Origin of the sequence: Pseudomonas sp. IT-P176 (assembly GCF_949767245.1) — a bacterium.
Lineage (GTDB): Bacteria > Pseudomonadota > Gammaproteobacteria > Pseudomonadales > Pseudomonadaceae > Aquipseudomonas.
The window spans coordinates 1-20,910 of sequence record NZ_CATKPN010000055.1 but is presented as its reverse complement, the minus strand read 5'-3'; the positions used below and the strand labels follow the sequence as shown (position 1 = coordinate 20,910).

At 63.2% G+C, this 20,910-nt stretch carries 16 protein-coding genes; 11 read left to right on the top strand and 5 right to left on the bottom strand.

The window, feature by feature from the left end:
- Complete coding sequence (gene antA, locus ACM6IP_RS16190) at positions 1-1,389, bottom strand: anthranilate 1,2-dioxygenase large subunit (protein WP_095171278.1); 1,389 nt, start codon at positions 1,387-1,389, stop codon at positions 1-3.
- A gap of 399 nt (positions 1,390-1,788) precedes the next feature.
- On the opposite strand from antA, the gene ACM6IP_RS16185 reads away from it, so the two are divergent.
- Positions 1,789-2,802, top strand: a complete 1,014-nt coding sequence (locus ACM6IP_RS16185) for an AraC family transcriptional regulator (RefSeq protein ID WP_414861862.1) — start codon at positions 1,789-1,791, stop codon at positions 2,800-2,802.
- A 12-nt stretch (positions 2,803-2,814) separates the two neighbouring features.
- Here the strand turns inward: ACM6IP_RS16185 and ACM6IP_RS16180 are convergent, their stop codons facing one another.
- Positions 2,815-3,288, bottom strand: a complete 474-nt coding sequence (locus ACM6IP_RS16180) for an Lrp/AsnC family transcriptional regulator (protein ID WP_095171274.1) — start codon at positions 3,286-3,288, stop codon at positions 2,815-2,817.
- Between the two features lie 186 nt (positions 3,289-3,474).
- Here ACM6IP_RS16180 and kynU point away from each other — a divergent pair, with 186 nt between their 5' ends.
- Positions 3,475-4,725 carry a kynureninase gene (kynU, locus tag ACM6IP_RS16175; RefSeq protein ID WP_414861861.1) on the top strand — a complete coding sequence of 417 codons (1,251 nt, stop codon included), beginning with the start codon at positions 3,475-3,477 and terminating at the stop codon, positions 4,723-4,725.
- A 179-nt stretch (positions 4,726-4,904) separates the two neighbouring features.
- On the top strand, positions 4,905-6,308 hold the full coding sequence (locus ACM6IP_RS16170; protein WP_095171271.1) for an amino acid permease: 1,404 nt from the start codon (positions 4,905-4,907) through the stop codon (positions 6,306-6,308).
- Positions 6,309-6,327: 19 nt separating this feature from the next.
- Here the strand turns inward: ACM6IP_RS16170 and ACM6IP_RS16165 are convergent, their stop codons facing one another.
- A complete protein-coding gene (locus ACM6IP_RS16165; RefSeq protein ID WP_414861860.1) occupies positions 6,328-7,212 on the bottom strand; it encodes a LysR substrate-binding domain-containing protein in 885 nt (294 codons plus the stop codon).
- Between the two features lie 329 nt (positions 7,213-7,541).
- Here ACM6IP_RS16165 and ACM6IP_RS16160 point away from each other — a divergent pair, with 329 nt between their 5' ends.
- The gene (locus tag ACM6IP_RS16160; protein ID WP_095171267.1) at positions 7,542-8,306 is read left to right on the top strand and encodes a sulfite exporter TauE/SafE family protein; all 765 of its coding nucleotides are present in this window, start codon (positions 7,542-7,544) and stop codon (positions 8,304-8,306) included.
- On the opposite strand, the gene ACM6IP_RS16155 is transcribed toward ACM6IP_RS16160, so the two are convergent.
- A complete protein-coding gene (locus ACM6IP_RS16155; protein ID WP_320333594.1) occupies positions 8,296-8,610 on the bottom strand; it encodes a putative quinol monooxygenase in 315 nt (104 codons plus the stop codon). The two genes, ACM6IP_RS16160 and ACM6IP_RS16155, sit on opposite strands and share 11 nt — an antisense overlap.
- Before the next feature lie 203 nt (positions 8,611-8,813).
- Here ACM6IP_RS16155 and ACM6IP_RS16150 point away from each other — a divergent pair, with 203 nt between their 5' ends.
- From ACM6IP_RS16150 to ACM6IP_RS16135, 4 genes are all read left to right on the top strand, one after another.
- Positions 8,814-9,410: an NAD(P)H-dependent oxidoreductase gene (locus tag ACM6IP_RS16150; RefSeq protein WP_095171264.1), complete on the top strand. Its 597-nt coding sequence runs from the start codon at positions 8,814-8,816 to the stop codon at positions 9,408-9,410.
- Between the two features lie 44 nt (positions 9,411-9,454).
- Positions 9,455-10,366, top strand: a complete 912-nt coding sequence (locus tag ACM6IP_RS16145; protein ID WP_095171262.1) for a LysR family transcriptional regulator — start codon at positions 9,455-9,457, stop codon at positions 10,364-10,366.
- A 139-nt stretch (positions 10,367-10,505) separates the two neighbouring features.
- Positions 10,506-12,173, top strand: a complete 1,668-nt coding sequence (ggt, locus tag ACM6IP_RS16140; protein ID WP_414861859.1) for a gamma-glutamyltransferase — start codon at positions 10,506-10,508, stop codon at positions 12,171-12,173.
- 364 nt (positions 12,174-12,537) lie between these two features.
- Positions 12,538-13,980, top strand: coding sequence for an N-acyl-D-amino-acid deacylase family protein (locus tag ACM6IP_RS16135; RefSeq protein ID WP_414861858.1), 1,443 nt, complete (start codon positions 12,538-12,540; stop codon positions 13,978-13,980).
- A gap of 522 nt (positions 13,981-14,502) precedes the next feature.
- On the opposite strand, the gene ACM6IP_RS16130 is transcribed toward ACM6IP_RS16135, so the two are convergent.
- The gene (locus ACM6IP_RS16130; RefSeq protein ID WP_095171252.1) at positions 14,503-15,531 is read right to left on the bottom strand and encodes an AraC family transcriptional regulator; all 1,029 of its coding nucleotides are present in this window, start codon (positions 15,529-15,531) and stop codon (positions 14,503-14,505) included.
- Positions 15,532-15,742: 211 nt separating this feature from the next.
- On the opposite strand from ACM6IP_RS16130, the gene ACM6IP_RS16125 reads away from it, so the two are divergent.
- The 3 genes from ACM6IP_RS16125 (at position 15,743) to ACM6IP_RS16115 (ending at position 20,570) form a co-directional block, all read left to right on the top strand.
- Positions 15,743-17,338: an FAD-binding oxidoreductase gene (locus tag ACM6IP_RS16125; protein WP_414861857.1), complete on the top strand. Its 1,596-nt coding sequence runs from the start codon at positions 15,743-15,745 to the stop codon at positions 17,336-17,338.
- A gap of 4 nt (positions 17,339-17,342) precedes the next feature.
- Positions 17,343-18,926 (top strand): glycerol-3-phosphate dehydrogenase/oxidase, encoded by a 1,584-nt coding sequence (locus ACM6IP_RS16120; RefSeq protein ID WP_414861856.1) that lies wholly within the window; start codon positions 17,343-17,345, stop codon positions 18,924-18,926.
- 75 nt (positions 18,927-19,001) lie between these two features.
- Positions 19,002-20,570: an FGGY-family carbohydrate kinase gene (locus ACM6IP_RS16115; protein ID WP_095171246.1), complete on the top strand. Its 1,569-nt coding sequence runs from the start codon at positions 19,002-19,004 to the stop codon at positions 20,568-20,570.
- The last annotated feature ends 340 nt before the right edge of the window (positions 20,571-20,910 follow it).

Here is a 20,910-nt window from a genome sequence, read left to right as displayed (position 1 = left end):
TCACACCTCACGCAGCTTCAGGGATTGTTTGTCCAGGCCGTCGAGCAGGAACTTCTGCCAGTTGGCATGCTGGTTGACGTACAGCCCTTCGTGGGTGAACTCGGTGCCGGTCATGGCCGGAGAGATGCCGATGGCCTCGCTGTTGGGCGTGGCGCCCGTGGCCCAGCGATGGCTGCCGCGGGAGATATCGCTCCAGCGCTCCAGGCGTGCCTGGAAACCGCGCTGGGCTTCACGGAACTCCACCAGGTCGTCTGGAGTGCCAAGGCCGGAGACGTTGAAGAAGTCCTCGAACTGGCGAATGCGGTTTTCCCGGTCGGCGTCCGACTCGTTTTTCACCCCCAGGCACTGGCTGATGATCTCGGTCTTGTTCCACGCCACCGGGCGGATGATGCGCAACTGCGAGCTGATCTGGTCGAGGAAAAACAGGCTCGGGTAGACGTTCAGGTTGCGCAGGCGATGCATCATCCACTCGGCCTTTTGCTGGCCGTGTTCTTCGATCAGGCGCGGCATGATGGTCGCGTAGCCGGAGCGTACCGAGGGGTTGGGCATGTCACTGAACAACACGCTGTGCCCGTTGTTGAAGGCGAACCAGCCGTCATCGGTGTTGGCATCGCCGGCACCGAGCTTGCTGTAGTCCAGGGTGCTGCCGCCGGCGCTGCCGTTTTCGCTGTTGACCTGCTGGCGATGCTGCACCGTGGCCACGTAGTTATAGTGAACCGTGCTGACGTGGTAGCCATCCAGGCCATTCTCGTTCTGCAGTTTCCAGTTGCCATCGTAGGTGTAGGCCGACTTGCCGGGCAGCACCTCCAGTTCGCCGGTGGGCGACTGCGCGACCATCATGTCGAAGAACACCCGGGCGTCACCCAGGAAGTCTTCCAGGCTGTCGCTGCCCTGCACATCGAGGCTGATGAACACAAACCCCTTGTAGCTCTGGATGCGCGCCTTCTTCAGGCCGCGAGTGGCCTTGTCGAAGCCTTCCGGGTACTCGCCCGGGGCCTTGACCTTGACCAGGCGGCCGTCGCTTTTGTAGCACCACGCATGGAATGGGCAGGTGAAGGTCGACTGGTTGCCCTTGCCGACCCGGGTCAGGGTGGTGCCGCGATGCTGGCAAGCGTTGATCAGTGCATTGAGCTGGCCGTCACCGTCGCGGGTGATGATCATCGGCTGGCGTCCGGCACGCATGGTGACGAAGTCGTGGTTATTGGCCAGCTCGCTTTCGTGGCAGGCGTAGATCCAGTTCTTCTCGAAGATCAGCTCCATTTCCAGGTCGAACAGCTGCGGCTCGGTGAACATCTCCCGGGCAATGCGAAACACGCCCTCCACCGGACGGAAGTCCAGGCAACCTTCGATAAACGTTTTCCACTGCTCGAGGTTTTTCTCGCCACTCATGGGTCTGCGCCTTTTTTTATTCAAGCTAATCGGTGCGCACATTAGAGAGAGCGGGGCGGGGCAGGGTCTATCCGGTTACTCGACGAAGGCAATCCACAAAATCCGCTGGGGCCGACAACGGGCAGTGGGTGCGGGTAACACCTGGGCAGCGAATACCCATCGCTGCGCCCCAAACGATGAACGGCTGCCCCAACCGGCAGCATTGAGGTACTGTTTTGCCCAGTTTGGAGGACTGTGCCAGGGCAACTATCCGGCTCTGCTGCGCCGGGTTATCCGCTTATTCGGCGATTGCTATCCATCGACTCAGGGAGCGGGTCGAGTGGTCTGGAACTTGCTCCGTCCAAACCAGAGGTGTGCCGTCAGAGTGCACTGAAAAAATATTGCCGTGGGTGTGCCGTGATGAGTAGCAAAGCCGATCCGCAGAGTCGCGATATTCGTATCGATCACTATGACCTTGAAGGGGCCAGGACCTGGATGTCCGGTATCTGTGGCCCTCATCGCCTGGAAACCGCCACCCCCGAGCGGATCCGTTTTCACCACAGTGCCAATGTCTTCAAGTCGATGGCCACCACCCTCGGTACCATCGAGTACGGCACCGACGTGACGGTGGATATCGAAGACGCCGAGCACTTCAGCAGCTACAGCCTCAGCCTGCCGCTGGTGGGTGAGCAGGAACTGCGCAAGAACGGCAGCCTGCTGCGCTCGGATCGTGACCAGGGGGTGATCATTTCACCGAACGAAAACCAGGTGCTGGCGATTTCCGGCGACTGCCGCAAGGTCCAGGTGGTGATCACCCGGGCGGCCATGAGCGAGTCCCTGGAAGGCATCCTGCAACGTCCGCTCGACGCACCGCTGCGCTTTGAACCGTTGATGGATGCGGTGGATGGCGCATCGGCCGCGTGGTGGCGCATGGCGCGCTATTTCATTGCGGAGCTTGAGCGCAGCAGCACGCTGTTTGACCAGGTGACCTTCACCCGCGACATCGAAAGCTCGTTGATCAAGGGCCTGATCCTCGCCCAGCCCAACAACTACTCCGAGGAGCTGCGCGGGGTGCTGGGGGTGAAGGTGCCGCACTACCTGGTGCGGGCCAAGCAGTACATCCACGACAACGCCCGCGAAGCCTTGCACCTGGAAGACATCGAGGCCGCGGCAGGGGTGTCGCGGTTCAAGCTGTTCGAGGCGTTTCGCAAATACTTCGCCCTGTCGCCCATGGCCTACCTGAAAAAACACCGCTTGAATGCAGTGCGCCAGGACCTGCTCGAACACGGTCAGGCGCGCAATATCTCCGAGGTTGCCATGGCCTGGGGCTTTACCCACATGGGGCGTTTTTCCGCCGAGTACCGCAAGCTGTTCGACGAGTCCCCCAGCGCGACCGTGCAGCGCAACGAAGCCCGGCGCATGCGCGGGCTGTGAGCTGTTGCCGGGCTACTTGCGCGCGACCAGGTCGAGCAGGTCGTCGCGCTCCTTGATCTTCTGCAGGACGATTTCCGAGCGGATATCGGTGACCCCCGCCGTGCGGTTGAGCTTGTTGACGATGAAATCCGAGAAGTGCTTGAGGTTGCGCGCCTGCACCCGCAGCACGTAGTTGCTGGCGCCGGTGATCACGTAGGCGGTGGCCACTTCCGGCCACGACTGGACCTTCTTGATAAAGGTCTCGTGCCAGTCCTCCGTGTCCTGGCGCAGGGACACATGGACAATGGCCTCAAGCTCCACCCCCAGGCGCTCGGCGCTCAGTTCGGCGCGATACCCGGTGATGATTCCCTCGCTCTCCAGCAGGCGTAAACGACGCAGGCAGGCCGAGGGTGACAGCGAGACCTTTTCCGCCAGTTCCTGGTTGCTGATGCGCCCATCCTGCTGCAGGTGATGGAGGATCCGCAGGTCTGTGGAGTCGAGATTCATGGTTTGAATAAATCCGCGTTTTTATCGGTTGGATTCGAATAATCTTCGAGATAACTACTATATGACCTCGCACTTTGCACGAAAATTCTGCAAGCCTTCGTTCATTATTTGCTCATCGTGCAAGTGCGAAAACCTCCGGAAATCGGTGCTCGCCGGCCGCATGCCACTTAAAGAACAGGACCGACAATGACCACAAGAAACGCTTGCCTGGCGCTCGATGCCGAGGACTCCCTGGCCCCTTTGCGTGAACAGTTTGCCTTGCCAGCCGGGGTGATCTACCTCGACGGCAACTCCCTGGGTGCCCGCCCGGTCGCCGCTCTGGAGCGTGCCCAGGCAGTGATCGCCCAGGAGTGGGGTGACGGCTTGATCCGCAGCTGGAACAGCGCCGGCTGGCGTGACCTGCCACAACGCCTGGGCAATCGCCTGGCGAGCCTGATCGGCGCGGGCGACGATGAAGTGGTGGTCACCGACACCACCTCGATCAACCTGTTCAAGGTGCTCGGTGCAGCGCTGAAAGTGCAGGCCGGTCGTGCACCGGAGCGCAAGGTGATCGTCAGTGAGTCGAGCAACTTCCCCACCGACCTGTACATCGCCCAGGGCCTGATGGACCTGCTGCAACAAGGCTACAGCCTGCGCCTGGTGGACACCCCCGAGGCGCTGGCGCGGGCCATCGACCAGGACGTCGCGGTGGTGCTGCTGACCCACGTCAACTACAAGACCGGCTACATGCACGACATGGCGGCCATGACCGCGCTGATCCACGAATGTGGCGCGCTGGCCATCTGGGACCTGGCTCACTCGGCGGGTGCGGTGCCGGTGGACCTGCGCCAGGCCGATGCCGACTACGCCATCGGTTGCACCTACAAATACCTCAATGGCGGCCCGGGTTCGCAGGCGTTTGCCTGGGTCTCCCCGAAGCTCTGCGACCTGGTTGCGCAACCGTTGTCGGGCTGGTTCGGCCACGTCCGCCAGTTCGACATGGAGTCCGGCTACGAGCCGAGCAAAGGCATTGCGCGCTACCTGTGCGGCACCCAACCGATCACCTCGCTGGCCATGGTCGAGTGCGGCCTGGACATCTTCGCCCAGACCGACATGCCCAGCCTGCGCCGCAAGTCCCTGGCCCTGACCGACCTGTTCATCCAGTTGGTCGAGGAGCGCTGCGCGGCCCACGACCTGACGCTGATCACCCCGCGTGAACACGCCAAGCGTGGCAGCCACGTCAGCTTCGAACACCCGCAAGGCTACGCGGTGATTCAGGCACTGATCGCCCGGGGCGTGATCGGCGACTACCGTGAGCCGCGGATCATGCGGTTCGGCTTCACCCCGCTGTACACCAGCTTCACTGAAGTGTTCGATGCGGTGCAGATCCTCGGCGAAATCCTCGACCAGGAAACCTGGGCCCAGGCACAGTTCCAGGTGCGCCATAGCGTGACCTGACTCATAGATTCACCGGATCCCTGTAGGAGCGAGCCTGCTCGCGATGAACGTAAGCACGACACGTTGAAGCAGATTCACGCGTCATCGTTGACGTCCATCGCGAGCAAGCTCGCTCCTACAGGGCCCCGGTGTCTGATCGACGATGTGCTCTAAAAAAATAATATCCAGAGGACAGATACATGAGCGAAGCCGGTGGCTTTGACACGATTTCCAAGCGCGAGCAGGGCCTGCGGCGGCAGTTGACCTCGGGGCAGATGAGCATGATCGCCATTGGCGGAGCGATCGGTACCGGGTTGTTCATGGGCAGCGCCTACGCCATCGGCTATGCGGGGCCCAGCGTGCTGCTGAGCTACGCGATCGGCGCGATCATTACCTTGCTGTTGATGGGCTGCCTGGCGGAAATGACCGTGGCCCATTCCACCTCCGGTTCATTCGGCGCCTACGCCGAGTTCTACGTCAGCCCGCTGGCCGGGTTCCTGGTGCGGTACGCCTATTGGGCGGCGATTGTGCTGGCGGTCGGCACGGAAGTAACGGCGGTGGCGATGTACATGAAGTACTGGTTCGCCAACGTGCCGGAGTGGATCTGGATCGTCTCGTTTTCCAGCGTGCTGATCGTGCTCAACGCGATCAGCGTGAAGACCTTCGGCACCTTCGAGTACTGGTTCTCGACCATCAAGATCGGCGCGATCGTCGGCTTCATCATCCTTGCGGTGTACGTGGTGTTCGGCTCTGGCAACCCGGAGTACGGGGTGCAGCATTACACTGCCCATGGCGGCTTTTTCCCCAATGGCCTGCAGGGCATGTGGGTGGCGGTGATCGTGTCGATCTTCAGCTACCTGAGCGTGGAAATGATCGCGGTGGCGGCCGGCGAGGCCGAGGACCCGGAGCGTGCGGTGAAAAAAGCCTTTCGCGCGACCATCGTGCGCCTGGTGGTGTTCTACCTGCTGACCCTGGCCCTGATGCTGGCGATCGTGCCGTGGGTCCAGGCCGGGCAGGCGCAGAGCCCGTTCGTTACCGTGATGCAGACCATCGGCATTCCCGGGGCGACCGGGGTGATGAACTTCGTGATCCTGATTGCCGCGTTGTCGGCGATGAACAGCCAGTTGTACATCACCACGCGAATGATGTTCAGCCTGTCCCGTGGTGGCTACGCACCCAAGGCAATGGGCGCGCTGAGCAAGAGCGGGATCCCGCTCAACGCCCTGTTGCTGTCGAGCTCGGGAATCGCCCTGGCGACGCTGCTGAACCTGTTGTACCCAGAAAGTTCGTTCACCCTGATGATGGCGATCTCGATGTTCGGGGCGATTTTCACCTGGTTCATGATCTTCCTCACCCACTACTGTTTCCGTCGTTATCACCAGCGTCACGGTGAGAAAAAGCTGTCCTTTCGCATGCGCTTTTTTCCCTACAGCACCCTGCTGGGACTGGTGTTGATGGCCGCGGTAATGATCACCACCTACTTCACCGACGCATTCAAGATGACCCTGGTGTTCGGCGTGCCGTTCCTGCTGATCCTATCGGCGGTGTATGGGCTGTTCTTCAGAAAGCCCAAGCCGGCCACCGCCAATCTCGAAAACGCCTAACCCCCCTGCTCCTACATCATCAATCCGTGGATAGCGCATCGAGCAAGGCGCTGGCATAACGCGGCAAGGCCTCGAACGAGCGGGCACACAGCAGCAACTTGCGCTGCGCCCAGGGCTCATCCAGGGCGCAGCATTTCAAACCCTGCCCGGCGGCAAAGCGCTGCACTGCCGCCTGCGGCACAATCGCCAGTCCTGCGCCATGGGCGACCATGCGCATCACCCCGTCAAACCCCTCGGCCCGGATGCGCATCGACATGCGTTGCCCGCTGTGCAAGGCCTGCTCTTCCAGATAGATCGCCAGCGCGTTGTGGGCATTGAGCCCAACGTACTCATGGGCCAGGGTCTGGCTGAAACTCGGTGCTGGAACGCTGGCGAGAGGGTGGTCGTGGGGCATGACCAGCACCAGCGGATCGTCGCGAAACGGCCGGGTATCCAGGCCCGAAGTGTCCACCGCATCGGACACAATGCCCAACTCGGCCGTGCCTTGATGCAGGGCGTGGGTGATGCGCAGGCTCGGCAGCTCTTGCAGGTCGATGTCGAGGTTGGGGTGAGCGCGCAGAAAATCCGCCAGTAACTCGGGCAAGTACTCGGTAATCGCCGTGGTGTTGCACAGCAAGCGCACCTGGCCTTTGACGCCCTTGGCGTATTCCGCGAGGTCCTGTTGCAGGTGTGCGGCCTGTTGCAGCATCAGCCGCGCATGTTGCGCCAGTGCCTTGCCAGCGGGCGTCGGGCTGACACCGCGGCGCCCGCGCTGGAAAAACGCGGTGCCCGCCGAAGCTTCCATCCCGCGGATCCGCGCACTCGCCGCCGCCAGTGACAAATGACTGCTCGCGGCGCCGGCGGTGATATTGCCGGCTTCGAGGATGTTCAAGTACAGCCGCAGATCAACCAGATCGAAATGCATGGGTGGGACACCCTGTAGGAGCGAGCGCCCGCTTGCGGCTTGCTCGCGATGGACGTCAACGATAACGCGTGTTTCCTGAATAAACGCGGCGCTCTCAGGTTTGTCGCAAGCAGGCCGCAAGCAGGCCGCAAGCGGGCGCCGCAAGCGGGCGCCGCAAGCGGGCGCCCGCTCCTACAAAATGACAATGGGCACACCCACGATACTGTAGGAGCGAGCCTGCTCGCGATGACGGCATCAGCCGCGATGAAATCTCTGACTCTGTTAAAGCAAGAGGCTGCCTCAGTATATGGCAGATTTTCACAAGCCCGCGAACACGCCACGATAAGCCCATGAACACACTTCTGGCGTTTTACCAAAACCTCGGTCTGGCCCTTTCATTGCTGGTGATCGTGACCTTCCTGATGGCCGGCATGATCAAGGGGGTGATCGGCCTTGGCCTGCCGACCATCGCCATGGGCTTGCTGGGCCTGGCTATGGCGCCGGCGCAGGCTGCGGCGTTGCTGATCATCCCGGCGACCCTGACCAACCTCTGGCAACTGGCGTTCGGTGGACACTTGCGCGCGCTGGTGCGGCGGTTGTGGCCGATGCTGTTGGCAATTTTTCTCGGCACCGGCGCAGGCACCCTGTGGCTGGGGATCGACGGCGGGCAGTGGGTGGTGCGGGCGTTGGGCGGCGCATTGTTGCTCTACGCCCTGAGCGGCTTGCTGTTGCCCGCGTTGCGAGTCGGTGCCGGCCACGAGCGTTGGCTGGGACCGTTGTGTGGCGTGCTGACCGGGGTCATCACGGCGGCCACCGGGGTCTTTGTGATTCCGGCGGTGCCGTACCTGCAAGCGCTGGGGTTGGGCAAGGATCAATTGGTGCAGGCGCTGGGCCTGTCATTCAGCGTCTCGACCCTGGCCCTGGCCGCCGCATTGCTGTGGCGCGGCGCACTCGGCGGCGGCGAGCTGAGTGCGTCGCTGCTGGCGCTGATTCCCGCGGTGCTCGGCATGTGGCTGGGGCAATGGCTGCGCCAGCGGATCAGCGCCGTGCTGTTCAAACGGGTGTTTTTCATCGGACTGGGCTTGCTTGGCGCTCACCTGCTGGTCAACGGCTAGCGGATGACGGGCTGAGCATGTCGATCTGGCGGATCTCGAAATCGCGCTCCAGGTAATCCATGCGCTTGGCAAAGAATGCCTGCATGTGCGGCAGGTTCGAGTGCCGGTCCAGATCAGCCTGGGACGCCCAGATTTCGTAGAAGATGAACAGTGTCGGGTCCTGCTGGTCGCGCAGCATGTGGTACTCGATGCAGCCCGGCTCCGCGCGACTCGGTTCGACGTAAGCGTGGAACAGCGCGGCAAAGGCCTCGGCCTGCTCCGGGCGGGTTTTGGCGTGCAGGATAAAGCCTTGTTGCTGGTTCATGGAGAACTCCTCTTGAGTGGATGAGGAGAATTTTACGGCAACAATCAGTGGCTAATTCGTGCGTATAGGTCAAATGTATTTTGCCGCAACAGGGCTTATTCAGCAGGGGGGCGATCTATAACCTGCCGTCATCGAATCAAACCTTACTGACCCCGCCACCTGTTCCAGGCAGCGGTGGATCAAACCCAGATGACGAGGCTTGCATGAAAAAAGTTCTGTTGCTCAACGGTGGCAAGCAATTCGCCCACTCCGACGGTCGCTACAACACCACCCTGCATGAAGCCGCAATCAGCGTGCTGGATCGGGGCGGTATCGACATCAAGGTGACCCACATCGACGAGGGGTACGACATCGCTGAAGAAGTCGCGAAGTTCCTCTGGGCCGATGTGATCATCTACCAGATGCCGGGCTGGTGGATGGGTGCCCCCTGGACCGTGAAAAAGTACATCGACGAAGTCTTCACCGAAGGCCATGGCAGCCTCTACGCCAGTGACGGTCGCACCCGCTCCGACGCCTCGCAGAAATACGGTAGTGGCGGCCTGATCCACGGCAAGCAGTACATGCTGTCGCTGACCTGGAACGCTCCGCAACAAGCGTTCGACGACCCCACTGACTTCTTCGAAGCCAAGGGCGTGGACGCGGTGTATTTCCCGTTCCACAAGGCCAATCAGTTCCTCGGGATGAGCGGCTTGCCGACCTTCCTCTGCGTCGACGTGATGAAACGTCCGAACATCGAAGCCGACGTGGCCCGCTACACCCAGCACCTGCAGTCCGTGTTCAACTTGCCGGCCGCTGCATGAGCTAGTATCGGCAGCCAGAAGCGCTGCCGAGAACGAGGACACACGTGAAAGCCAGATCCGATGAGTTGCAGATTTTTGTCTGCGTGATCGAGTGCGGTTCGATATCCGCGGCGGCCGAGCAGGTCGGGCAAACGCCGTCGGCGGTCAGTCGCACGCTGTCGCGCCTGGAGGCCAAGCTCGACACCACGCTGATCAATCGCACCACGCGGCGCATGGACCTGACTGAAGAGGGCAAGTATTTCTTCGAGCAGGCCAAGCGCATCCTCGATCAGATGGAGGAACTGGAAGAACGCTTGTCGTCACGCCACAGCACGCCGTCCGGGCGTCTGCGGATCAACGCGGCGTCACCCTTCATGCTGCACGCCATCGTGCCCTACATCGATGAGTTCCGCCGGCTGTACCCGGACATCCAGCTGGAGCTCAACAGCAACGACCTGATCATCGACCTGTTGGAGCAGAGCACCGACATTGCCATCCGCATCGGTGCCCTGGCCGACTCGACCCTGCACGCGCGTTCGCTGGGCTGCAGTCCGCTGCACATCCTCGCCAGCCCCGCCTACCTGGAACGACACGGCACCCCGACCACCGTGGCCGAACTGGCCGGGCATACGCTGTTGGGGTTCACCCAGACCGAAACCCTCAACCACTGGCCGCTGCGCCATGTGCACGGCGACCGCTGGCAGATCGAACCGAGCATCAGCGCCTCCAGCGGCGAAACCCTGCGTCACCTGGCGCTCGAAGGGCAGGGCATCGCCTGCCTCTCGCACTTCATGACCATCGCCGACCTCAAGGCCGGCCGCCTCAAGCTGCTGCTGGCCGAAGCCAACAGCGGCTACCGTCAGCCGATCAACGCGGTGTACTACCGCAACTCGCAACTGGCCTTGCGCATCCAGTGCTTCCTGGACTTTATCCAGGGCAAGCTGGCGGGCTACGCCAACGAGGTGTTCGACGGCTGATTCACCCCCAGGGCACGGTCAGTGCAACGCATCACAAAACGGCTACCTGCGGGTGGCCGTTGGCGTTTTTGGATTGCTCAACACCCACGCCAGGGCCTATGGTTCCACCTGCCTCAATAACAAGAAAAGGATGGATCTCATGCGTTATGTTTTGTTCAAGACCCTGACGGTCGCCGTGGCGATTGCGGCCAGCTCGTCATCATTCGCGGCGCTGCTCGAAGGGGGCGCCGTGGCGGCGCCGAACCAGTATGGCGCCGACGTCGCCGCACAGATCCTGAAGAAGGGCGGCAACGCGGTCGACGCTGCGGTAGCAACCGCCTTTACCCTGGCGGTGACTTACCCGGAAGCCGGCAACATCGGCGGTGGCGGCTTCATGACGATGTTCATCGACGGCAAGCCGTACTTCCTCGACTACCGCGAAACCGCCCCGAAGGCGGCGACCCGTGACATGTACCTGGATGAGAAGGGCGAGGTCATCGAGAACCTCAGCCTGGTAGGATCCCGCGCAGCCGGCGTGCCGGGCACGGTGATGGGGCTGTGGGAGGCGCACCAGAAGTTCGGCAAGTTGCCCTGGAGCGAGCTGATCACCCCGGCCATTGGTTACGCCAAGACTGGCTTCAAGGTCGCCGACAAGCAGTACCAGTACCGCGAAGATGCGCTGAAGCTGTTCAACGGCACCACCAACTTCGCCGACTACTTCGGCAGCATGAAACCCGGCGAGACCTTCCGTCAACCGGAGCTGGCCGCGACCCTGGAGCGCATCGCCGACAAGGGCGCCAACGAGTTCTATCAAGGCCAGACCGCGGACCTGCTGATCGCCCAGATGAAGGCCGACAAGGGCTTGATCACCAAGCAAGACCTGCACGACTACAAGGTCAACTGGCGCGAGCCGCTGACCGTCAACTGGCGTGGCAATACCCTGTACACCGCGCCGCCACCGAGTTCCGGCGGGATCGCCCTGGCGCAACTGATCGCCATCAAGGAAGACCGCGCCGCGGACTTCAAGGGCGTCGAGCTGAACTCGGCGAAGTACATTCACCTGCTCGCCGAAATCGAAAAACGGGTGTTCGCCGATCGCGCCGACTACCTGGGTGATCCGGCGTTTTCCGATGTGCCGGTCAAGCAGCTGACTGATCCGGCCTACCTGAAAAAACGCGCGGCCGAGGTCAACCCTACGGCCATCTCGCCAACCGAAAAAGTCCGTCCAGGCCTGGAGCCCCACCAGACCACGCACTTCTCCATCGTCGATGCCGACGGCAACGCGGTGAGCAACACCTACACCCTCAACTGGGACTACGGCAGCGGTGTAGTGGTCAAGGGCGCAGGCTTCCTGCTCAACGATGAAATGGACGACTTCAGCTCCAAGCCCGGCGTGGCCAACGCCTTTGGTGTGGTCGGCGGCGACGCCAATGCCATCGCCCCGGGCAAGCGCATGCTGTCGTCGATGAGCCCGAGCCTGGTGACCCGCGATGGCAAGGTCACCCTGGTCCTGGGGACCCCGGGCGGTTCGCGGATCTTCACCTCGATCTTCCAGGTGCTGAACAACCTCTATGACTACAACCTGCCGCTGGAAAAAGCCGTGGCCGCGCAACGCGTCCACCACCAGTTGCTGCCCAAGGACACCATCTACTACGACGCCTACGCGCCACTCACCGGCAAGGTCGCCGACGAGTTGAAAGCCATGGGCTACACCCTGGAAGACCAGGGCTGGGAGATGGGCGACATCCAGGCCATTCGTATCAACGGCAACCAACTGGAAACCGCCTCCGACCCACGGGGGCGTGGGGTTGGCAGTGTTGTGAAATAACCTGCTGCGGGCTCCTGGCGAAGGACCGCATCGCGGCCTTCGCTTCAGGAGCTGGCTTGTCTGGCCGCAGCATCGTGGCGTAAAGGTCCTCACACCCTACGGTGCGCGTTCAGATGCCTGTACTTTCTGGCGCGAGATTGAGGTGCAGGAAATGGCACGGATAACGATGGCGACATCGGGTTTTTTTGTTGCATCGGCGTGATGCGGCCATAAAAGTGGCTCGATGAAGGAACGTCGGCTGAGCACAGTGCTAATTGTTATGCGCAAACTTCATGAAAATCCCGCCTACGCATTTTCATTCATCACGATATGACATATCCATGAGCGACACCTCTTGTCTGCCATCTGCCGCAGGGAGACTGACATGCAGTACCACACGCTGATCCGCAACGCCTCGATCATCGATGGCAGCAACCGCCCCGCGTACCCGGCGGACGTGGCCATTTTCAACGGCCGGATCGAAGCCATCGGCGACTTGCGCGATGCCCATGCCGATGAGGTCATCGACGCGGCCGGACGGGTGCTGGCGCCAGGGTTCATCGATGTGCACACCCATGACGACACGGTGGTCATCCGCCAGCCGCAGATGTTGCCCAAGCTCAGTCAGGGAGTGACCACGGTGATCGTCGGCAACTGCGGGATCAGCGCGTCGCCGGTGAGCCTGCGCGGCGATCCGCCGGACCCGATGAACCTGCTGGGCACCGCGGCCGCCTTCGTCTATCCGCGTTTTCGCGACTACCGCGCGGCCGTCGAAGCGGCGCACCCGAGCGTCAACGTGGCGGCGCTGGTAGGCCATACGGCGCTGCGCAGCAACCACCTCGACGACCTGTTGCGCACCGCCACGGCGCAGGAGATCAGCGCCATGCGCGGGCAATTGCGCGAAAGCCTGGAGGACGGTGCGCTGGGCCTTTCCACGGGACTGGCGTATGCCAGTGCGTTCAGTGCGTCTACCGACGAAGTGCAGCAACTGGCCGAGGAGCTGGGCGCGTGCGGTGCGGTCTACACCACCCATTTGCGCAGTGAGTTCGAACCGGTGCTGGAGGCCATGGACGAGGCGTTCCAGATCGGTCGGCATGCACGCAGCCCGGTGATCATTTCCCACCTCAAGTGCGCCGGGGCCGGCAATTGGGGGCGCAGTCCGCAACTGCTGGCGGCGTTGGAGCAGGCGGCGAAAACCCATCCGGTGGGGTGTGATTGTTATCCCTATGCGGCCAGTTCCTCGACCCTGGATCTCAAGCAAGTCACTGATGCCCATCGCATCACTATCACCTGGTCGACGCCGCACCCGCAGGTCAGTGGGCGTGATCTGCTGGATATTGCTAGCGAGTGGCACGTGCCGCTGCTGGAGGCGGCGGGCGCGGTTTACTACGGCATGGATGAGGCGGATGTGCGGCGGATCCTGGCTCATCCGTTGTCGATGATCGGTTCCGATGGTTTGCCTGAGGATCCGTTTCCGCATCCGCGGTTGTGGGGGGCGTTTCCTCGGGTGCTGGGGCATTTCAGCCGGGATGTCGGGTTGTTTCCATTGCACACTGCGGTGCACAAGATGACGGGGTTGTCGGCGGCGCGCTTTGGCTTGCAGGCGCGGGGGGAGATTCGCCAGGGATATTGGGCTGACCTGGTGTTGTTTGATCCGTTGTTGGTGCGCGATGTGGCGGATTTCAGTGATCCGCAGCGGTCGGCGGTGGGGATTGATGGGGTGTGGGTCAATGGGGTTCGCAGTTATGTGGATGGGCGGGCGAATGGGCGGCGGGAGGGGCGGTTTCTGGCGCGTGAGGGGGATTTGCGGGGTGGGTTTTCGGTGTAGGTTTTTTTGGGGGGGCGGGTACATATCCGTTGCTGCGGTAATGGCGGCTTAGGGTTTCGCCCTTACGGCGAGGCACTTTTGTCAGACGACACAAAAGTACCCAAAAAGTCTTGCCCCAGCGTTCGGCCCCTCGCTAAGGCTCGGGGTCCCTTCGCTACGGTATCCATCAGGGGGCATCGCCTACGGTTTGCTTCGCTGCACCTCCTCTCGATGCATGCGGCTTCGCCGCACGGCGCTACGCGCCTCCCCCCTGATGGACACCTTCGCTCAGCCTGCCGAAGGGGCGGGTGGATCAAGATCAAAAGCAAGAGCACGGCGACCTGGCAGTCGGCCTGAGTGGTAAGAGCGGGCGAGGCGGCCTGCCGGCCGACCTGTTTGCCCTGGTGTCGCGTTCCCTTGTGGGAGCGGGCCCGCGATGGCGATCTGCGCCACACCGCATATCTCGGCAATACCCCAATCCCCTGTAGCAGCTGCCGAGCCCGCGAGGCTGCGTTCGAGGACGCAGTCCTCGCCGCCTTCGACTCAGTCTCCATCCGCCTCGCGATGCATCTGGCGGAATTCGCCGGGGGGCATGCCGCGGCGGCTTTTGAAGGTGCGGTGGAAGGAGCGTGGTTCGGTGAAGCCCAGGTACTGGGCGATGTCCTGGATCGGCAGGGTGCTGTGCAGCAGGTAGTGCTCGGCCAGTTCCTGGCGCAGGTCATCGAGGATCTGCTGGTACGAGGTACCGGCCTGGTGCAGTTGGCGCTGCAGGGTTCGTACCGAGATGGCGAACTGTTCCGCCACCTGTTCCTTGCGCGGCAGGCCTTCCTTGAGCAGTTGGCGCAGGATGTTTTTCACCCGTTGTTCCAGCGAGGCGTCTTCCAGTGTGGCCATCAGGCCCAGGGCGTGTTCTTCCAGGGTGCGCAGTAATTGTGCGTCGGCCTGGCGCAGTGGCAGTTGCAGGTACGGCAGGGGCACGACCAGTGCTGAATAGGGCTGGCCGAACAGTACCGGGCAGTCGAAGAATTGCTGGTAGGACGCCGGGTCGGTGTCGCTCGGCAGTGCATGTTCGAACCACACCGCGGCGGGCGAGAGGTGGGTGTCGGCGATCCAGCGTGCATATTGCAGCCACGAACCCAGCACGTTTTCCACCAGGTGGCGGCGGATGCGCGGGCGCTGGTGGCGGCAGTTCCAGATCAGGTGCACGTGCTCGCCCTGCAGCTCGGCGCGGCTGACGCCCATGTCGCCTACCAGTTTCTCGAACGGCATGATGCGATTCATGGCGTCGCCCAGGGTCGCGCAGTTCATGGTGATGTAGCCCAGCACGCTCCAGGAGTTGGGCAACACGAAGCGCGCCGAATTAAGGCCGAACAACGGGTCGCCGGAGTGTTCGCAGAAATAATCCAGCAGGCGTTCATGGGCCTCGCCCGGCAAGCGCAGGCTGTTGTCGCTCAATTGCTCGACCTGCAACCCGGCCGCCGCCAGCGCCGGTTCGATGGCCAGACCCAGCTGTTCGGCATGGCGCACGTACTTGAGCAGCGGGGGGAGCGAGGTGTAGCCGAGGGATTGCATGATCGGGGTCCTTTGATCGGGGCAGACTGGCGCGGGTCAAGACCCTGAAAGGTAGTTTGAAAGCACAGCTAAAGTAAATGCCTGGAGCCGGGTTCGCGTGTTGGCTCAATTGGCTACTCGCGCTGGCCGGATGCGACCGTGACAGGCGCGGGGGGCTGGCTAGTATAGGCGCCTGAAATGTCACTTATAAGAACCGCAAAAGGACACACGCATGCGACGCTGGAACGGCTGGGGGGATGCAACCACGGTGGTCGAATTGCCGGCCCAGGGCGCGGGGTTTCTCGCCGCACGGGTGGGCACCGGACGGGCATTGCCCGACGCCACACTGGAAACAGCCCTGGCCCGGGTTCCGGCTTCGCGCCTGGCGGAGCACCCGCTGTACAGCGTGCAGGCCCATGACCGGCTGATGCATGCCCGTGGCCAGAGCCTGCCGGACTGGCTGGCGCTGCGTGAGGGCGCGTTGGGTGTCTACCCCGACGGGGTGGCCTTCCCGCAGAGTGCCGAGCAGATCCGCGAGTTGCTGGCGCTGGCCCAGGAGCGCGACCTGTGCCTGATTCCCTACGGTGGCGGGACTTCGGTGGCCGGGCACATCAATCCCCCGGCCTCCACCCGCCCGGTGCTGACGGTGTCCCTGGCCCACATGAACCGTTTGCTCGACCTCGACGAGCAGAGCCTGCTGGCCACTTTCGGCCCCGGCGCCAGTGGGCCGCAAGTGGAAAGCCAGTTGCGTGCCCGGGGCTACACGCTTGGGCATTTCCCGCAGTCGTGGGAGCTGTCGACCCTCGGTGGCTGGGTGGCGAGTCGGTCCAGCGGGCAGCAGTCGCTGCGTTATGGGCGGATCGAGCAATTGTTCGCCGGCGGCACCCTGGAAACCTTCGCCGGGCCGCTGCAGATCGCGACCTTTCCGGCCTCGGCCGCGGGCCCCGACCTGCGTGAGGTGGTGTTGGGGTGTGAAGGGCGGTTCGGAATCATTTCCGAGGTCAAGGTGCGGATCAGCCCGCTGCCGGCCGACGAGCGTTTTTATGGGGTGTTCCTGCCGAACTGGAACCAGGCCCTGCAAGCCATCCGCCAGTTGACCCAGGCCCGCGTGCCCCTGTCGATGCTGCGCCTGTCCAATGCCGTGGAAACCGAAACCCAGCTGGCCCTGGCTGGCCATCCGCAACAGATCGCCTGGCTGGAGAAGTACCTGTCCCTGCGCGGGGCGGGTGCCGGCAAATGCCTGCTGACCTTCGGCGTGACCGGTAATCGGCGGCAGAATGCCCTGTCCCTGAGCCAGGCCCGCCAGCACTTGAAAGCCTTTGGCGGGGTGTTTACCGGGACCTTGCTGGGCAAGAAGTGGGCCCAGAACCGTTTCCGGTTTCCCTACTTGCGCGAGAACCTGTGGAACGCCGGCTACGTGGTGGACACCCTGGAAACCGCCACTGACTGGAGCAATGTCGACAACCTGCTCAATCGCATCGAAACCAGCCTGCGTGACGGCCTGGCGGCGGAAGGCGAGCAGGTGCATGTGTTTACCCACCTGTCCCATGTCTATGGCGAAGGCTCGAGCATCTACACCACCTACGTGTTCCGCCCGGCGGCCACTTACCCAGCCACCCTGGCGCGCTGGCAGGCGCTCAAGCACGCGGCCAGCCAGACCATTGTCGAACACCACGGCACCATCAGCCACCAGCACGGCGTGGGCAAGGATCACGCCCCCTACCTGTTGCGCGAGAAGGGCGCGCTGGCCATGGACACCCTGCAGGCGCTGAGCCAACACTTCGATCCGGCCGGGCGTCTGAACCCCGGCACCCTGCTGCAGGAGTGAGGGCATGAGCCAGGACTGGAATGCCGCGTGGCGCCAGCAGGCCTTGCCGACCCTGGCGCAGCAGAGCTGGGACCTGATCGTCATCGGCGGTGGCATCAGCGGCGCCGGGATCCTGCGCGAAGCGGCCCGTCGCGGTTGGCGCTGCCTGTTGCTGGAGCAGCGCGACTTTGCCTGGGGTACTTCCAGCCGCTCCTCGAAGATGGTCCATGGCGGCTTGCGCTACATCGCCAAGGGCCAGTGGCGCCTGACCCGCGACTCGGTCCACGAGCGCCAGCGCCTGCTCGACGAAGCGCCGGGGTTGGTGGAGCCCATGAGTTTCATGATGCCGCACTACCGTGGCGGGTTTCCCGGGCCGCGGCTGTTCGGCGGGCTGTTGACGGTGTACGACGCCCTGGCCGGGCGGCGTAACCATCGCTTTCATGACGCCCAGCAACTGCACTACCTGGCCCCTGGGCTCAAGGAAGACCAGTTGCTGGGCGGCACCTGTTTTGTCGATGCGCTGACTGACGATGCGCGCCTGGTGATGCGGGTGCTGGCGGAAGCGCGGGCGGATGGCGCTCTGGCGCTCAATGGCGTGCGGGTCGAGCAATTGCTGCGCGAAGACGGTCGGGTCTGCGGGGTGCAGGTCGCGGACAGCGAGGGTGGCGAGCCGTTGCAGTTGCGCTGTCGCACGTTGGCGGTGGCCACTGGGGCCTGGGCCGAGCGCCTGCGGCCCAATGATGCCCCGGCGCAGTTGCGTCCACTGCGCGGCAGTCATCTGTTGCTGCCGGGCTGGCGCCTGCCGGTGGCCCAGGCCTTGACCTTCCTGCATGCGCGGGATCGGCGGCCGGTGTTTGTATTTCCGTGGGAGGGCGCCACGGTGGTGGGCACCACGGACCTCGATCATCAGGGCGATCTGGACCAGAGCGCGAGCATCAGCAGCGAAGAACTCGAGTACCTGCTGGCCGCCTGTGCCCAGCAGTTTCCCCAGGCCGAGGTGGTGGCAGACGATGTGCTGTCGACCTGGTCGGGGGTGCGTCCGGTGGTGGGCAGCGCCCGTGGCGAGCAAGCGGGCAAGCCGTCCAATGAAACCCGCGAGCACGTGTTGTGGCTCGAACCCGGCTGCGTGACCCTGGCTGGCGGCAAGCTGACCACGTTCCGCCCGCAGGCCCTGGAAGTGCTAAAGGCCTGTGGGCAGATGCTCGGGCGCGAGGTCAGCGATGACGGTGCGCCGGTGTTTGCCAGCGTGCCGACACTGTCCATCCCCGGACTCAGCGCCAGCCAGTGGCGGCGCCTGGCCGGACGCCATGGCCGCGACTTGCCGCGCCTGGCGCGGTTGCTCGAGCAACTGGGCTGCGCCAGCGTCGGCGCGAGCGACACCCTGTGGGCGGAACTGGCATTCGCCTGCGACGCCGAACTGATCCTGCACCTGGACGACCTGTTGCTGCGCCGCACCCGGATTGGCCTGTTGCTGGCCCAAGGGGCGGCGGACTATCTGCCGGCCATTCGCCGTCTGTGCCAGCCCCGCCTGGGCTGGGACGATGCCCGTTGGCAGGCGGAAGAACAGCGTTATCGTGCCTTGTGGCAACGCCATCACGGTTTGCCATGAATCTCCCGTCACGGCTGTTACGGGGCGTCAGTTGCCAACGATGTGTAGATATCAGTGCCCATTCAAGAGAGCTCCATGGATAACGACAAGAATAAGCGCTACCTGCTGGCAATCGACAATGGCACCCAGAGCGTGCGCGCGTTGCTGTTCGACCTGCAGGGCAATCTGTTGGGCAAGGGCAAGGTCGAGCTGCAGGCCTACTACTCCAGCCAGCCCGGTTGGGCCGAGCAGGACCCGGACTACTACTGGGCCAAACTGGGCGAGGCCTGCCAGTTGTTGTGGCAGCAGACCGGCGTCGACCGCTCGCAGATCGCCGGGGTGTCGCTGACCACCCAGCGCGGCACGCTGATCAACGTCGATGCCCAGGGCCAGGCCCTGCGCCCGGCGATCCTGTGGCTCGACCAGCGCCAGACCGAAGTCGAAGGCGGGATCAAGGGGCCCTGGGGCTGGCTGTTCAAACTGGTCGGCGCCCAGGCCACCGTGGACTACTTTCGCGCGCAGGCTGAAGCCAACTGGATCGCCCGGCATCAACCCCAGGTGTGGGCGGCGACCGACAAGTTCCTGCTGCTCTCGGGGTTTCTCACCCATCGCCTGTGCGGGCGGTTCGTCGACTCGGTGGGCTGCTGTGTCGGTTACTTGCCGTTCGACTTCAAGCGTCTGCGTTGGGCCGCGCCTGCCGACTGGAAATGGCAGGCGCTGGCGGTCCGTCCGGAGCAGTTGCCGAGCCTGCTCAAGCCCGGGGAAACCCTGGGCCACATCAGTGCCGAGGCCAGCCGGCACACCGGTATTCCCGAAGGCGTGCCGCTGATCGCCGCCGGAGCCGACAAAGCCTGTGAAGTGCTGGGCGCCGGCGTGGTCGACCCAGCCACGGTGTGCCTGTCCTACGGGACCACGGCGACCATCACCACGACCCGCTCGCGCTACCTGGAAATCGTCCCGTTGATTCCGCCGTACCCCGCCGCGGTGCCGGACCAGTACAACTGCGAAGTGATGATCTACCGTGGCTACTGGATGGTCAGCTGGTTCAAGAATGAGTTCGGCCTGCGGGAAATGCAGCAGGCCAAGGAGCAGGGGCTGGAACCGGAGCAACTGTTCGACGCCCTGGTCAACGCGGTGCCGCCTGGCTCCATGGGGCTGATGCTGCAACCCTACTGGTCGCCGGGCATTCGCGAGCCGGGGGTGGAGGCCAAGGGTGCGATGATCGGCTTTGGTGATGTGCACACCCGGGCGCATATCTACCGGGCGATCCTCGAAGGCCTGGCCTATGCCTTGCGCCAGGGCAAGGAGAATCTCGAGCGGCGTTCCAAACAGCCGATCCAGCGTTTGCGGGTGGCCGGTGGCGGGTCGCAGAGCGATGCGGCGATGCAGCTCACGGCGGACATTTTCGGCCTGCCGGCGGAGCGCCCGCATGTCTATGAAGCTTCCGGGCTGGGGGCGGCCATTTGCTGTGCGGTGGGGCTTGGCCTGCATGCCGACTTCCCCTCGGCAATCGCGTCGATGACTCGGGTTGGAACGGTGTTTTATCCACAGCCCGAGGCGCAGCAGATGTATGAGCGGTTGTACAAGGAGGTTTACCTGCGCATGTACCGTCAGCTCAAACCGCTGTACCAGAGTATTCGGCAGATCACCGGGTATCCTGCCTGATGTGTGGGAGCGAGCTTGCTCGCGATAGGGCCCGCACAGCCAACACCAGTGCAGCCTGGCACTGCGCTATCTTTGCTGGTGTCCGAATTTCCCCTGTGGGAGCGGGCTTGCTACCGTGGCGGCCTCTGGGGTATTGGATTAGGCAGAGTACATATCCATTTCTTCGGTAACGGCCTCCTATGGTTCCGCCTGACGGCGGCTCACTTTTGAACAGCGCAAAAGTAAGCAAAACGCTCTTACCCCACCACTCGGCACCTCGCTTGGGCTCGGTGTTCCCTCACTCCGGCTTGAAACCGTGGGCCGCCGCCACGCGCCATCCATGGCGCGGGGCGGCTAACCC

Excerpts from the sequence above, each read along its gene's own strand:
- ACM6IP_RS16135 (WP_414861858.1), top strand. The coding sequence starts at position 12,538 with ATGCAGTACCACACGCTGATCCGCAACGCCTCGATCATCGATGGCAGC.
- ACM6IP_RS16150 (WP_095171264.1), top strand. The coding sequence starts at position 8,814 with ATGAAAAAAGTTCTGTTGCTCAACGGTGGCAAGCAATTCGCCCACTCC.
- ACM6IP_RS16130 (WP_095171252.1), bottom strand. The coding sequence starts at position 15,531 with ATGCAATCCCTCGGCTACACCTCGCTCCCCCCGCTGCTCAAGTACGTG.
- ACM6IP_RS16170 (WP_095171271.1), top strand. The coding sequence starts at position 4,905 with ATGAGCGAAGCCGGTGGCTTTGACACGATTTCCAAGCGCGAGCAGGGC.
- antA (WP_095171278.1), bottom strand. The coding sequence starts at position 1,389 with ATGAGTGGCGAGAAAAACCTCGAGCAGTGGAAAACGTTTATCGAAGGT.
- ACM6IP_RS16120 (WP_414861856.1), top strand. The coding sequence starts at position 17,343 with ATGAGCCAGGACTGGAATGCCGCGTGGCGCCAGCAGGCCTTGCCGACC.
- kynU (WP_414861861.1), top strand. The coding sequence starts at position 3,475 with ATGACCACAAGAAACGCTTGCCTGGCGCTCGATGCCGAGGACTCCCTG.
- ggt (WP_414861859.1), top strand. The coding sequence starts at position 10,506 with ATGCGTTATGTTTTGTTCAAGACCCTGACGGTCGCCGTGGCGATTGCG.
- ACM6IP_RS16155 (WP_320333594.1), bottom strand. The coding sequence starts at position 8,610 with ATGAACCAGCAACAAGGCTTTATCCTGCACGCCAAAACCCGCCCGGAG.
- ACM6IP_RS16160 (WP_095171267.1), top strand. The coding sequence starts at position 7,542 with ATGAACACACTTCTGGCGTTTTACCAAAACCTCGGTCTGGCCCTTTCA.
- ACM6IP_RS16165 (WP_414861860.1), bottom strand. The coding sequence starts at position 7,212 with ATGCATTTCGATCTGGTTGATCTGCGGCTGTACTTGAACATCCTCGAA.
- ACM6IP_RS16185 (WP_414861862.1), top strand. The coding sequence starts at position 1,789 with ATGAGTAGCAAAGCCGATCCGCAGAGTCGCGATATTCGTATCGATCAC.
- ACM6IP_RS16180 (WP_095171274.1), bottom strand. The coding sequence starts at position 3,288 with ATGAATCTCGACTCCACAGACCTGCGGATCCTCCATCACCTGCAGCAG.
- ACM6IP_RS16115 (WP_095171246.1), top strand. The coding sequence starts at position 19,002 with ATGGATAACGACAAGAATAAGCGCTACCTGCTGGCAATCGACAATGGC.
- ACM6IP_RS16125 (WP_414861857.1), top strand. The coding sequence starts at position 15,743 with ATGCGACGCTGGAACGGCTGGGGGGATGCAACCACGGTGGTCGAATTG.